At 38.0% G+C, this 14028-nt stretch carries 11 protein-coding genes; 8 read left to right on the forward strand and 3 right to left on the reverse strand.

The window, feature by feature from the left end; genetic code table 11:
* Positions 1-17 precede the first annotated feature (17 nt).
* The 3 genes from FN756_RS14630 (at position 18) to FN756_RS06310 (ending at position 3217) form a co-directional block, all read left to right on the forward strand.
* A complete protein-coding gene (locus FN756_RS14630) occupies positions 18-962 on the forward strand; it encodes a TlpA family protein disulfide reductase (RefSeq protein WP_142602476.1) in 945 nt (314 codons plus the stop codon).
* 101 nt (positions 963-1063) lie between these two features.
* A complete protein-coding gene (locus FN756_RS06305) occupies positions 1064-1972 on the forward strand; it encodes a TlpA family protein disulfide reductase (RefSeq protein WP_142602478.1) in 909 nt (302 codons plus the stop codon).
* A 75-nt stretch (positions 1973-2047) separates the two neighbouring features.
* Positions 2048-3217 (forward strand): thioredoxin family protein, encoded by a 1170-nt coding sequence (locus tag FN756_RS06310; protein ID WP_185955203.1) that lies wholly within the window; start codon positions 2048-2050, stop codon positions 3215-3217.
* A 112-nt stretch (positions 3218-3329) separates the two neighbouring features.
* Here the strand turns inward: FN756_RS06310 and FN756_RS06315 are convergent, their stop codons facing one another.
* Complete coding sequence (locus FN756_RS06315) at positions 3330-5510, reverse strand: M56 family metallopeptidase (RefSeq protein ID WP_142602481.1); 2181 nt, start codon at positions 5508-5510, stop codon at positions 3330-3332.
* A gap of 2 nt (positions 5511-5512) precedes the next feature.
* Positions 5513-5875 (reverse strand): BlaI/MecI/CopY family transcriptional regulator, encoded by a 363-nt coding sequence (locus FN756_RS06320; RefSeq protein ID WP_142602483.1) that lies wholly within the window; start codon positions 5873-5875, stop codon positions 5513-5515.
* A 213-nt stretch (positions 5876-6088) separates the two neighbouring features.
* On the opposite strand from FN756_RS06320, the gene FN756_RS06325 reads away from it, so the two are divergent.
* Entirely contained in the window at positions 6089-7789 is a 1701-nt protein-coding gene (locus FN756_RS06325; RefSeq protein WP_246085438.1) for an RluA family pseudouridine synthase, read from the forward strand.
* A 140-nt stretch (positions 7790-7929) separates the two neighbouring features.
* Here FN756_RS06325 and FN756_RS06330 read toward each other — a convergent pair whose 3' ends face one another.
* A complete protein-coding gene (locus FN756_RS06330) occupies positions 7930-10356 on the reverse strand; it encodes a bifunctional YncE family protein/alkaline phosphatase family protein (RefSeq protein ID WP_142602485.1) in 2427 nt (808 codons plus the stop codon).
* 95 nt (positions 10357-10451) lie between these two features.
* Between FN756_RS06330 and FN756_RS06335 the strand changes: the two genes are divergently transcribed.
* From FN756_RS06335 to FN756_RS06350, 4 genes are all read left to right on the forward strand, one after another.
* Positions 10452-10910 (forward strand): (R)-mandelonitrile lyase, encoded by a 459-nt coding sequence (locus FN756_RS06335; RefSeq protein ID WP_246085439.1) that lies wholly within the window; start codon positions 10452-10454, stop codon positions 10908-10910.
* Positions 10911-11181: 271 nt separating this feature from the next.
* Complete coding sequence (locus tag FN756_RS06340) at positions 11182-11781, forward strand: hypothetical protein (protein ID WP_142602487.1); 600 nt, start codon at positions 11182-11184, stop codon at positions 11779-11781.
* A gap of 276 nt (positions 11782-12057) precedes the next feature.
* Positions 12058-12480: an SRPBCC family protein gene (locus tag FN756_RS06345; RefSeq protein ID WP_142602488.1), complete on the forward strand. Its 423-nt coding sequence runs from the start codon at positions 12058-12060 to the stop codon at positions 12478-12480.
* Between the two features lie 85 nt (positions 12481-12565).
* Entirely contained in the window at positions 12566-13963 is a 1398-nt protein-coding gene (locus FN756_RS06350; RefSeq protein WP_142602490.1) for an MATE family efflux transporter, read from the forward strand.
* Positions 13964-14028: the final 65 nt, after the last annotated feature.

The following is a 14028-nucleotide window of genomic DNA, read 5'->3' on the forward strand; positions in this document are numbered from 1 at the left end:
AGAATAAACTTAAAATAATGAAGAACTTTCAAAAACTATTAATCGTTGCATTTACACTGACTTTATCAGTACAAAGCAGCTACGCTCAGACGGTAAAATTTGTTACCATCGATTCAACAAGTGCTTCTTTTCGTAATCCGGATGCTATTGCGGACAGAAAAGCAAAAGCTTTAGCGGGAATGGAAGACCTGAAAAAAGCTAATCCTGAATTCATGAAAGCGTTGAATGAAGCAGCTAAGGATAAAGACTTTAAACTGGCTGAAATAAAATACTATACTGCTGAATACATTCAAATTCCATTTGAACAGTATCGTAAGCTTCTTTATGATATATCAGGAGATTGGGCAGATAATACTTATGGTGACATGGCTTATACTAAAAAGGCTTGTGTTCTTCGCAAAACAACAGCAGAAGAAAAGGCAAAGAGAGTAGAAGCGGTTAGAGCGTCTTATGCTTCGAAGTCAAGTTCTCCTATTGCCACAAACAATGTGGAACTGAGCAAATTGGTTGGCCAACCTGCACCTGACTTCACCGTTACAACGCTTGACGGAAAACAAGTGAGTCTGAGCAGCTTAAAAGGAAAAGTAGTGGTGATGAACTTCTGGTTTACCATGTGTCGCCCTTGTGTAGAAGAAATCCCTACTTTAAACAAATTTGTAGAGAAATACAAAGACAGAAAAGACATCGTGTTCTTAGCTCCGGAATGTGCTAACGCTACAAATGAGGACGTACAGAAATTCTTGAAACGCGCTCCTTTCTCTTACCAGATCGCATTAGGTGGAAAAGATGTTGCCATGAAGCAATATCAGTCTAAAGTATTTCCTGCCAATTTCTTAATCGACAAAAACGGTATCGTTCGTAATGGATACGTAGGTTTAAATCCTGTTGCGCTAGACGACTACGGAAAGATGATTCCTAAGCTTTTGGAAGAAGCTCCTGCAAAAGGTGCAAGCAAAAAGTAATTCTGATTACTTTTAAAAAAGCTAACTTCACTATTAAATATTCTCTGTTCAGGCATTGTCGTCATTGGGCAATGCCTGAACAGTATTAAAGTATAAATACCATGTTACTTAATAAAGTTTTATTACCTGCATTAATTGTTTTCTGTTCTACAGGTATGTTGAAGGCGCAGGAGGCAACAGACAGCATAAATCAAGCGGAGGCGCGTAGAGTAAAATATTTGCAAGGTTTGCGAAAAGTGAGTTCTGATAAAGAATTGAAATACGCTGATTCTGTTACTGAAGCGAAAAATATTTTTAGTTCTGATATTCGCTTCCTGTCGCAAGACTATAAGAAGTTTGGCCACTATATGGAATTTAACAAAGTGATTGACGATAGTCATTTTAAAATGACTGCGGATGTATACGTTGATTCGGCTTTTGTAATCAGAGCTAAGGTGGCCCGCCCGGCCACTAAAGTAGAAGAGGAAAAAAACATTGCGGATTTTAAAAAGGTATTAGATGAGGAAACGAAGTCGCCTAGAGGTCAGGAACGCGAAAAAATATTTGCTTCGCAATTGGGAAAACCGGCGCCTTTATTTTCAGTGGTGGATGTTGATAACGTAAAATATGATTTGAACCAATTGAAAGGCAAAGTGGTAGTGTTGAACTTTTGGTTTACGGCATGCGCTCCTTGTAAAAAGGAAATACCTGATTTGAATGCAATGGTTGAGAAATATAAAGGTAAAGATGTGGTATTTTTAGCATTTGAGGTTAATAGCTACGAGCCTGCTAAATTGAAAGCCATTACCGAAAAGTTTTTCAAATACACAATGATTCCTAGTACCAGAAAGGAAGGGGATGTAGCTAGTAAATATCAGATAAAAGCATACCCTACTTCTTATGTAATTGATCAGTCGGGTATCGTCAGATTTGCAGTGGCTTATAATCCGTTCAGATTACCTGAAATGGATAAAACCATTGAAGGGTTGTTGATGAAGAAACCTGTAGCAACGAAGAAAGCGTCTAAATAATAGTTCGGTAATTGACTTAAGTATAAAAACGATAAAAAATAGTAAATGAAAGGCTTTTTTTTTAGCATATGCTGCATGTTTGCAAGCATCGTTGTAAATGCACAGGATAGGGCGATTAACTTTGAACACGGTACATGGGCCGAGATCAAAGCGAAGGCGGCAAAGGAAAAAAAAGTAATCTTTCTTGATTGCTTTACAAGCTGGTGCGGGCCTTGTAAAAAATTGGCGAAGGAAGTGTTCACCCTCAACGAAGTGGCGGATTACTACAATGCTAATTTTATAAATGCCTCAATGGATATGGAGAAAGGGGAAGGGCCGCAATTAGCCAAGCAATACGGTATTAGAGCTTACCCTTCATTGCTGTTTGTTACCCCAGAAGGTAAACTCATCAGTAAAAATGAAGGAGCATCAGATTTCAAAACCTTTATCGATTATGGAAAGAAGGCTGTATCGGGAGAGTCTCTGGAGTCCTTGACGGCTGAATACAAAAAAGGTAATAGGTCTCCTGAGTTCATGAAAAAATACATGACCAGAATGGAGGGTATTAAAGCAAATACTACTGAAATTATCGGAGAGTATTTTAGCAAAATTCCTCAGGCACAATGGCAAACAGCTGAAAACTGGTACTTTATTAATCGTTATGTAAGGACGGAGCAGTCATCTGTATTCAAGTATGTGCTTCAAAATCAAAAGGCCTACGAAAAGAAATTTACTGCTGAGGCTGTATCGGATTATTTTGTAATGGTTTATGGCAACTCAATTCAAAAGGCAGCTAATGGTGCTTTTCCTGCTGAGGATCTGAAAGAGCTGAAAGACGGTTTCTTGAAAATGAATTTTGCAGGAGCGGGCAAATTGGCATTGCAGTGTGATGCAGCTGCGTCAAGTGTAAGCAAAGACATGAAAGCTTATGCTGATGTAATGGAAGTTATTTTTGCGAAATACCCTGAAAAGAAAATCGATGATCGAATTGTAGCAGTGGGTTCATTCTGCTGGAAAATACTCAATCAGTCTTCTGATCAGTATGTTTTGCAAAAGGCAACCAAATTGGCAGAGTTATCTATGCAAGTACAAAACCCTGAGTTTATGGACGTTTATGCAAGACTTTTGGTTGAAACAGGCAATTTTGATAAAGGCATTGAAGTGGAAGAAAAAGTTATTGCTATGCTGAAAGCTAAACCGAATCCGGATGTTTCCCTTACTGCTTGCGAAGATCGCTTGGAAAAATTTAAACGTCGGAAAGGTTAAGAGAAATGGACTTTTTCTAGTTGATTGATTTATTCATTTAAAGGGGTAAACTTCCTAATTGTTATGGAGTTTACCCCTTTTTTAATTTAATGTATTTGAATAATTTTTGAAGTTAGTTGTTCTTTTTCTCAGGCGGCATTGGTGGTGGCGGAGGAATTACTTTATCTCTTTTTACCTTTGTTACTACGGCTTGTTTCGTGTCCTTATAAACTAATAGAGCAATAGCACATTTTTCTGTTTTGAGTTGATTGATATCATACCTTTCGGTTTGTGAATTAACTGGTCCTTCTAAAGTAATTCCTAAGGATTTAATAACCCCATCTACAGTAATTTGTTCGAAGTTTATAGTGTAGCCTTTTTCCGAAAATTTATTTTTTATATCAGTTAATACATCAATTGTAATTGCTTCAGGAAGTAAATAGTACTCTAATACCATATTACTTTTTATTATCGGAGGAGAAAATTTTATAACATTAACAGATTGTATTCTTATGATATCGTCATTTCCAATTTTATCAGTTCCAAGACGATTTATGGCACTTATGGTTTCTTTGTTCAAATTTGCAATCTTCTGCTCTATTACTTCCTTGTTATTTAAAAAATATCTTGTTTTTGTGCCTTTTAAGTGATCCAAACTTATCTTTTGCTTGCCGGTGTTTATTGTTACTTTCTCGTACTCTTTGCCGTCTTTGCCTACATATGAAGTTTTAGTAAAAAACTGCATTTGTAATGGCTTCTGTTTGCCATTTTCATCATAAAACTTATCGTACAACGTATTATTTCTGATTTCATTTTCCCTTGGTTGGCTGTATAGGACAATCAGTTTAGTTGTTGAATAGGATTTGGGGGCTACTAGTTTCTCTCCGATAAATTTGACCAAAACAGCATCTCCTTTCTGAAATTTATCGTTTCTCAACTGCTGTCCCTTTAAATCAAATGTTAGAGTAAACTCCCCGTCGTTTAAAACCAATTTGTCTATATAACCTTGTGCGTTTCTTTGGATGGACTTGATTTTACTATGAGTAAAACGGGCACGGTTAACTTCATACCCAAAAGCATATTTCTCAACCACACGTTTATAAATGGTTTCGTTATTGGTAGAGACTATTTCATCGGGTATGTATACTATAGGGCCTATAATAACTGCTTTTTCACCGGATGGACTAATTCGGGTATGGTTGCTTGACATTTTTGAACTATAGGATATCGAAAGGTTATCGCCAACTTTTACCTTGGATCTAATTTTCTTTCCCATAACGTCAATCGGATAAACTTTATCACCTGATTTCAAATTCATTATTTCATTGAGAGAATATTCCTCGAAACTTACCACAGTTCCTTTAATCTTGCTTTGTAATACGGTGTCGTTATTTGCCTTATTTTCAGAAATTTTACTTTTATTCGGATAGGCGTATACTATTTGTACTGCAAACACCCAAACCAAGGCTAAAGCCAGAGGCAACGTAAATAAATACATTAATTTTTTCATGTTTTTAGATGGATTAGTGAATAACATTTGAATACGGTCCTTAAGCGGGCTCTTTACAAAATTGTGGGTAAACGCAATGGAAGGATCTGGAACTACCAGTTTGAGTAATAAATTGGCATAATACTGAGTATTGCAATCTCTAGTGGTTATTTCGTCCGCTTCATATTCGTGAACTTGCTCTAAGGCATTATCGTATAAATAAATTACCGGGTTAAACCATATCAACAATTTGCCAAGCATAATTACCAATCTGTCCAATGAGTGATACTGTTCAGCATGTACCAGTTCATGCTTAAGCAATACTTTCATCTCTTGTTCGGTTAAATTTTCACGATCGACAAATACATAATTAAAGAAAGAACAGTTGGTAAATCCTTTTATCTTATACACTACTTTTAGCCCATTAACTGCTACAGCTTCTTTTCTTGTTTGATGCACTAATTGGGATAATTGCCACATCAATTTAATAAATAGAGCTAAGGCAATAGCAACGTACATATACAGCAAAGCATCTTGCCAGTTAAAAAGAGGTTCGGAAACAGGTGCAGATACTGCTAAATCTTGTTGTATTTCAACAGGATTAGAGTCGTTATAGGAAATGCTTTGTTCAATAACTTGTACATCAGCCCTAACTCGTTCGACATTAAAATTTAATGCAGGAATTAAAAAACTTAGGAGTAAGCTAAAGAGGAGATAAAACCGGTTAGTTTTAAAAAAAGTAAGCTTATTCAAAAACAGGTAATAAAATCCAAAGAACAATGCACTACAGGCACTTGCTTTTAGCAGATAAGTGAGCCATTCCATAGCTAAGATTTTTTGTTAATGATGTCTTTTAGTTTTTGAAGTTCTTTTTCGTCAAGCTTTTCTTCTTTCACCATAAATGATAAAAGGCTTTCCGTCGAACCATCGAAATAATTTTTTACCAGGCGTTTGAAATTAGCCTTCCGGTATTCACTTTTTGAGATTGCAGGATAATACTCATGCGTTTTACCATAAGCTTTGTGATCTACAAATCCTTTATTCTCTAAAATTCTAACCACTGATGAAATGGTGGTGTAAGGCGGCTTAGACTCATCATCCATACGTTCGATGATGTCCTTTACAAAACCTTTTTTGATCTCCCATAAGATCTGCATGATCTTTTCTTCAGTTTTTGTTAATTCTTCCATAATTAAATATACAACGTATTTAACAGTTATTCAACTGTTTTTTACGTTTTGTGACGGTCTTGTTAGTTGGTGCAGGAACAAGTCAATTTTGAAGCCTGATAGAAATGTTGGGCCTTCTTTTTTAGTGTACAAAATAAGCTGCACAAGCATTTTAAAATCCTTTGTATTTTTGCGTTTTAATTTATGAAAATAGTAGCCTAAAGAGGAGGAGATATGATGAGTCAGGCCATCGAATGTGATGATCAATGTTTTACCTTGTTTCAGGAATCCACGGAATCGTATTCTTTTCCTGTTCGATTTACATTTCCTTTTTATTACGAACCACATCCTTTATGCTTATTGGCTGCAAAGGAACTTCAACAACATTTGCAGGATCAGATCGAATGGGTGCATAACTTTGGAATTGATGAAGGCAAGGAAGGGTTAATCATCGGAAAGATGTTCGGAGTCTTGGTGGTTAAAAATAAACTTGGGCAACTTGGTTACCTGGCTGCTTTTTCTGGTAAACTGGCGGGCCAAAATCATCATTCAAAATTTGTTCCTCCTGTTTTTGATATTCTTACAGAAGATGGCTTTTTCCGGAAAGAAGAAGAAGTGATCAATCAGATCAATAAGAAGATAGAAATTCTTGAAGAGAATCCTGAATTGGCTGCATATCAAGATTTGCTTCAAACGGAAACTGTACAATTCGCAAAGCAAATTGAAGAATACAAACAAAAAATAAAGGCAGGTAAGCTTCTTCGAAAAACCAAGCGTGAACAGGCCTTGCAATATTACTCCAAAGAAGAATTGAATGCACTACTGGAGTCCTTAAGAAAAGAAAGTGTTCGCGAGCAGCTTTACTTAAAAGAATTAAATCGTGGTAGGAAAGAGCGTTTGCTGGACATTCAGCAAAAAATTGATGAGTTGCTCGGAGAGATTGGCACATTAAAGGAAGAGCGTAAAAACAAGTCTGCTGCCTTACAGAAAAAGCTGTTTGACGAGTATTATTTTTTGAACCAGTATGGAAATAAAAAAAGTTTACTCGAGATTTTTGAACATACTTTTGAAGCAAAACCGCCTGCTGGTGCCGGTGAATGTGCCGCCCCCAAACTGCTACAGTATGCGTTTATTCACCAAATGACACCAATTGCGATGGCAGAGTTTTGGTGGGGCCAGTCGCCTAAATCAGAAGTCAGAATGCACGGCCAGTTTTATCCCGCTTGTAGGGGAAAATGTGAGCCCATTTTAGCGCACATGCTGCAAGGCATTGAGATGGACGAAAATCCGATGTTGATAAATCCGGCTTTGGGCAAAGATATCAGTATTGTTTTTGAGGACAATGAACTGCTGGTGGTGAATAAGCCTGCTGAGTTTTTATCTGTTCCCGGAAAAAATATTCAGGATTCGGTTTATGAACGTATAAAACAAAAATATCCCAAGGCAACCGGCCCTTTGATTGTGCATCGACTCGATATGTCCACTTCCGGATTAATGCTGATTGCCAAAACCAAAGAATCGCATAAAATGCTACAAGATCAGTTTATCAAAAGAACGATTAAAAAACGTTACGTTGCTTTGCTCGACGGGATGGTAAACGGAGAGGAGGGTTTTATTGACCTGCCTTTGCGGGTAGACCTTGACAACCGTCCACATCAGTTGGTTTGTTATGAATATGGCAAATCTGCTCGTACCCTATGGAAGGTGGTGGGAAGAAGCAATCAACAAACAAAAGTTCATTTTTATCCGATAACTGGAAGAACCCATCAATTACGTGTGCACGCCGCTCATGCGATGGGTTTGCATTCGCCTATTGTTGGTGATGATTTATACGGAACAAAGGGCGATCGTTTACATTTGCATGCCGAATGGATTGAATTTAAACATCCAGCCACGCAAGAAATCATGACCATCCAGGTTGATCCGGAATTTTAGCATGAGATACTGTTTCAAAAAGTGTAAGTTAAAATAACAGGGTTTAAATTTCAGTCGAACCCTGTTTTTCTTCTTGTTAAGAACTGATTGAAAGACTATCAGGGATTTATTATTTAACCACGGGCCGTCATTGACGAATATTAATCTTCATCCTTTTCTTTTTTCCTATCAACGTGTATAAAAGCTGCATGTGTGGCAGATGGAGCCGATTTTCCTTTAAGTCCCTGCCATAGTACTTCATTAAAAAGATGATCCGCAATATTGTCTTCTTTTGAAAAATCGAACAATGCACTTTGTTTGGCCGCTGCAGAGAGCGCCGTGTTTTTATCGTTTAGGTTTACATTGGAAGGTATATGTGAATAAGTCGAAAAGTTTGGTGTAGAGGTAAATGACCGCCATAAAGAAGGGGCTGCAGCATCATATTGCGTCATAGGAGGCAGTCCTAATATTAATTCGATGGTGCGTAAAATAGAAGAGGTGGAATACATAGTATGATCGATGAAACCTCGTTTCACAAAAGGTCCTGCTAGGTAGGCGGTACTTCTGTGTGCATCTACATGGTCGGCACCATTCTGTGCATCATCTTCGACTATAAGTACAACTGATTCATTCCAAATAGGGCTTTTTGATAAATGTTCAACAAATAAACCCACTGCTAAATCATTGTCAGCAACATGAGCATATGGGGTCGGTCTTCCTACACTCATTCCTTCCGTATGATCATTGCCAAATCGGATAGTGTTGAGTTGGGTAAGGGCATTGTTAACCAACAGCGAATCAAAATCTTTCTGCCACAGCCTGAACTTTGTCGTATCTCTTACCTTTAAACTCCAATCATAATTGGGGCATATATGATTTTTTAATATGGCAATATTGGGTTTATTTACCCCCGCAAACTCCCCGTAGGTTCTGTAACTTATATTGTTCCGTTTACAATTATCCCAAATAAATCCACCTTTGTTATTGGCAATAGGCCTGAATCCTTCTCCATCGTAAGATCCGCCTCTTCCTCCATAACTAGTCGGCCAGGTTTTTTCCAGATAATCGGTGGCATAGGCACCCAGGCTCCAGTCGTGTCCATCGGCACTTACCTCCGCATCACAGTAAAAGTTATCCATTAAAACAAACTGCTTCACTAAAGCATGCTGATTAGGCGTATATTTTTCGCCAAATAATAATAATGTGGTATCGCCGTTAGCTCCGGGCACATCGCTTAATACCTGGTCAAATGTTCTGTTTTCTTTGATGATATAAAAGACGTATTTAATAGGAGATGGGGCGCTTACTTTCATGGGTATAGGGTTGCCGGGTTCTCCTAAGGCATTCATCTCTCTTTCTTTAGTATAAGGTGTGTTATTATGAACGGCGGCAGAATATATACCTAACTGTTTGCGGGAAGGCTGTTTGATTTTACTTAATGTCCCTTTAAATAAACCACCGATATATTGTACTTCTTCTTTTTTCTGTAAATCTCCCTGATGCCTGGTTACGGTTTGTTTATTTGCCAATGGGTTGGGACCGTGTGGGTTAGGAAGTGATTTGAAGCCCTTGCCATTGCTTACCAAGATGTCTTTACCAACTAACTTTACATTAGTGGGGTACCAGCCCGTAGGGATAAAACCCTTTGATAAACTATTGCCGGGTTCTCGTACATTAAATACGGCCAAGCAGTTATTGTCTGCATTGGCAATATATAGCGTTTTTTGATTCTTACTCAGCGCTAAACCGTTGGTGGTAGATCCGCTTGGAGCATCAGGATACAATGCTGCATTCAAAGTTTCTATCACTTTTTGTTGAGCCACATCAATTACCGATACGGAATTATCATTGGCATTGGCAACATATACTATTTTGCCGTTTTTAGACAGCAATAATTCGTTGGGATGATCACCAACGTTGATAGTCGTTATTATTTTTTTCTGAGGGATGCTGTAAGCGGCCAGTTTCTTAGCGCCCCATAAGGAAATATAAAGCGATTGTTTATCGGCAGAGAGCAGGCAGGTATAGGCTTCAGATTCCAGAGGTAGTATCGTTTCGACCTTTTTCGTTTTCATATTCAGGATATACAAACTATTGTTCTCTTTGGTCACAACAAATAGCTTCCCTGCAGCTTCATCAATATCAAAACCTGCAGGTGATATGTTTTCCTTTTTATTCCGGCTTAAATAAAGTGTGTCAGGGGTAACAAGTTTATTATTACTGATTGCATAACGTAAAATTTGGTTGTCATTGCCGGCTGCTGCAAATAGATATTTACCATTCTTACTGAATTTTAATCCATACCATGATTTGGCAATGGTAATATCATCTAAAACAATAAACTTTTTTGGATCAATTAGTTGCAATGATTGGCGGCTTTGTCCATTATTGGTAACCGCCAGTAGTTTTTGATTATTGGAAACGGCAATATTTAATGGCAAATCGCCTAAAGGTAGGCTTTCACCCGCCGGAGTTAATGACCATCCGTTTGGCAACAACACCCTGTTTGCATTTAAGTTCTCTAATGATTGAGCATAGTTTAATGCTACGTTTAAAATCAGTAGTAAAGAAAGGGAAATGCGTTTCATTTTACATTTTATAATTATGTTCAAACATATTACAAAATGTAATAACATTTATGAACCTTGTTATAATTAAGTTGTAAGGCACGGAGTTTAAACTTTTGATAGATTCGGGCGTTGCATTAGCAGATGTTGTTTCTAGACTAATAGGAGGAAAATTAATGGAAATTAAACGTAGCGGAACTCAACCCTCGGGAATAGGCCCCAGAGAGTATTTTACCGGATCGGTACGAATCGACCCGCTTTATAGTCCACCTGAACCGGCCCGTGTTGCCATGGCTCTGGTTACTTTTGAGCCGGGAGCACGCACGGCATGGCATACCCATCCGCTAGGTCAGACGTTGATTGTCACGGCTGGATGTGGTTGGGCACAAGGTGAAGGCGGAGCTAGAGAAGAAATTCATCAGGGGGATATAGTTTGGTTTTCGCCGGGTGAAAAGCATTGGCATGGAGCCTCCTCAGCCACGGCGATGACTCATATTGCCATTCAGGAAAAGTTAGACGGTTCGCCAGTGGAGTGGATGGAACCGGTAACTGACGAGCAGTATCTCAAAAAGTAGAACTGAACCTGCTACAATTTCCATTTCTCACGTGGAAAAATTTTACAGTTTTTGGGAAGAATATACCGCATTGATTATCAGCTCAAGAAGTAATTAATTGCCGATGACTTAATTGTAAAGAAAAAAATATGCATATTTGGCAAAAAAATAACTGGTAAACCTTGTTTTATAGCGATTAATACCGTGCAAAGAAAGTTTGGCAGCTAAGTTGTTTTAAATGTGCTGCGTCTCTCACAAATAAATTAATACCAAACCACCCAAGTAAAATTTTATGAGTAAAGCAATGTTTCGTATTGCCGTAGTGGGCTTATGCGTATATAATATTAGCGCCACCGCAGAAATCATTCAAACTGGCCCGACTTTAGAAAACCAATACAAAGCCGTAATCGAAAAAGCGAATAATTATCAGGATTATAAGGTAATTAAAGAAGCATCGTTACGTGGTTTGTGGAAAAATGCATTTGATTCTCTTGTTCATGAACGAAGGAATAATGCCACAGCCAAATCCACAATTGCTCAGCAGCAGCAAAAACTTGAAGAATTAAAAGGCGTTCTGCATAAACAAGAAGAAACTCTGCAACAATCCCAATCAAAGGTTGATTCAATTAGTTTATTAGGGATTGATCTATCGAAGGGTAGCTACAACACCTTTATGTGGAGTCTTATTTTGGGTTTATCAGCCGTTTCTGCGTTTTGTATTTTCCGTGTTAAAGGGTTTAAGAAAGAAGCACTTTACAGAATAAACTTGTTTGAAGATGTAACAGAAGAATACAAAAACTTTAAAACAAAAGCCATTGAAAAGGAAAAACGCCTTGCTCGTGAATTACAAACAGAGCGTAATAAAATGGAAGAGTTGCAAGGAGTTGCATAAAACGTTTGATAATAGTAAATAGATTTTCAAAAAGAGGCTTAGCATATGTATGTTATGCCTCTTTTTGATTTGTATGGAATCATCAATAAGCAAAAAAATAATATGAAATCTTTTGAGTTAATAAATTTATGCAGCCAAAAAGATTTTAGATCTTACGAATGTGTACTGATTAGTATTAAGTAAGATAGGAGTGAGCGAAGGTTTGAAAAACAAAACGTCAATAAATTAGAGAAATACCATAGAAGTTCTAATGTTGAATATAAAATAAGCCCTAAAATGAAAAACAACCCAATTGTAATTGAACAAACTTATAACACATCTGTTGAGAAGGTTTGGAAGGCCATTTCCGACCGAAATGAAATGAAAAAATGGTATTTTGATCTGGCAGCGTTCAAAACCGAAGTGGGTTTCGAGTTTGAGTTTTTAGCAGGACCTGATCATCAACAATATTTACATCTGTGCAGAGTAACCGATGTTGTGCCCGGTAAAAAACTAACGTACAGTTGGAGATACGATGGATATGAAGGAAACACTTTTGTTACCTGGGAGCTGTTGGAGGAAGGAGATAAAACCAGATTAAAGCTAAAACACGAAGGTTTGGAGACATTTCCTGCCAGCAATCCGGATTTTGCTAGAGAAAACTTTGTAGCCGGCTGGACTGATATTTTAGGACGAGCATTAAAAGAATATCTGGAATAAGCTAATTCTTTAATTGTTGAGTCCCGATGTTGGTAATACACAGCTTTAGGTGAAGACAAAATAAAATACAATCGCTCTCCCAATAATGACAAGTCAGAATCGTTCAGGAACAATTGCAAACATTTATAATGGATTTAAGCAGGCTCTTAGGGGTGAGCAACAGGATTATACCCAAGGAAGCATCCGAAAAGCTGTTTTTTTACTGGCTATTCCTATGATTTTGGAATTGTGCTTAGAGAGCGTATTTGCCCTGGTCGATATGTTCTTTGTGAGCAAACTTGGCCAAAATGCCATTGCAACAGTTGGCTTAACTGAATCGGTTGTTACTATTGTTTATTCGATAGCCATTGGACTAAGTGCCGCTGCAACGGCAATAGTCGCCAGAAGAATTGGCGAAAAAAATCCTGAAGCTGCCGCTCATGCAGGTGCGCAATCGCTAATAATTGCCTTGGTAGCAACAGTTGTTTTTAGCAGTGTGGGAGCGATATATGCAAGCGATATTTTATCGTTAATGGGAGCGACCAGGGAGGTTGTTGCCGATGGTGCAATCTTTACACGAATCATGTTCGGTGGCAGCATGGCCATTATCCTTCTTTTTCTAATCAACGGAATTTTTCGTGGAGCGGGTGATGCCGCTATGGCAATGAGAAGTTTATGGATTGCAAGTATCATCAATATCATTTTATGCCCCATTTTAATTCACTTTCTCGGGTTAAAAGGAGCTGCAATTACCACAGTGATCGGACGAAGTTCAGGCGTGCTTTATCAATGTTATCATTTGTTTAAAGGCAGCGGTTTGCTAAAACTCAGGAAAGATCATTTTAAGATTGATAATAAAATCATGCGATCGATTGTGAAAATTGGCTGGCCGGCTACTTTTCAGTTTATTATTGCCAGTGGCAGTTGGATTATTCTGGCCCGATTGGTTGCTGAAACCGGCGGAACAACCGCATCGGCCGGTTACCAAATAGCAATCCGAAACGTTATCTTCTTTATTTTACCTGCCTGGGGATTAAGCAATGCAGCGGCAACGCTCGTAGGCCAAAATCTTGGGGCCAAGCATGTTGAAAGAGCCGAAAAAAGCGCCCTGCTTGCAGCCAAATACAATGCTTTATTCATGGGTTTTGTGATGCTGCTTTTTGTTTGCTGCTCTGGTCCCATTATTCGATTTTTTACGCACGATGAATCAGTTGTTGCCTATGGAGCGAAGGCATTGAAAATTATTGGTACCGGTTATATTTTTTATGGAATTGGCATGGTAATGACCCAATCATTAAATGGCGCAGGCGATACCCAAACACCTACGATTATTAACTTTATAAGTTTTTGGATGGTTCAGATTCCTTTGGCATATTTCTTAGCTGAAGGGTTAGACCTAAAGGCCACCGGAGCGTTTATCGCTATTCCCATTGCCGAAACACTGGTCGCTTTAATCGCGTTTTATTATTTCAGAAAAGGGAAGTGGAAAGAAGTAAAAGTGTAATTTCTCTAAACTTCAACTATCCAGGATGATACTTCATAAATAAATACTAATTTACATTAAACATA

This window comes from Solitalea koreensis, assembly GCF_900182575.1.
Taxonomy (GTDB): Bacteria; Bacteroidota; Bacteroidia; order Sphingobacteriales; family Sphingobacteriaceae; genus Solitalea; species Solitalea koreensis.

What these genes read in the sequence shown, in the direction of transcription:
- FN756_RS06340 (WP_142602487.1), top strand. Translation starts at nt 11,182, where the DNA reads ATGAGTAAAGCAATGTTTCGTATTGCCGTAGTGGGCTTATGCGTATAT.
- FN756_RS06330 (WP_142602485.1), bottom strand. Translation starts at nt 10,356, where the DNA reads ATGAAACGCATTTCCCTTTCTTTACTACTGATTTTAAACGTAGCATTA.
- FN756_RS14630 (WP_142602476.1), top strand. Translation starts at nt 18, where the DNA reads ATGAAGAACTTTCAAAAACTATTAATCGTTGCATTTACACTGACTTTA.
- FN756_RS06305 (WP_142602478.1), top strand. Translation starts at nt 1,064, where the DNA reads ATGTTACTTAATAAAGTTTTATTACCTGCATTAATTGTTTTCTGTTCT.
- FN756_RS06325 (WP_246085438.1), top strand. Translation starts at nt 6,089, where the DNA reads ATGATGAGTCAGGCCATCGAATGTGATGATCAATGTTTTACCTTGTTT.
- FN756_RS06315 (WP_142602481.1), bottom strand. Translation starts at nt 5,510, where the DNA reads ATGGAATGGCTCACTTATCTGCTAAAAGCAAGTGCCTGTAGTGCATTG.
- FN756_RS06310 (WP_185955203.1), top strand. Translation starts at nt 2,048, where the DNA reads ATGTTTGCAAGCATCGTTGTAAATGCACAGGATAGGGCGATTAACTTT.
- FN756_RS06345 (WP_142602488.1), top strand. Translation starts at nt 12,058, where the DNA reads ATGAAAAACAACCCAATTGTAATTGAACAAACTTATAACACATCTGTT.
- FN756_RS06350 (WP_142602490.1), top strand. Translation starts at nt 12,566, where the DNA reads ATGACAAGTCAGAATCGTTCAGGAACAATTGCAAACATTTATAATGGA.
- FN756_RS06320 (WP_142602483.1), bottom strand. Translation starts at nt 5,875, where the DNA reads ATGGAAGAATTAACAAAAACTGAAGAAAAGATCATGCAGATCTTATGG.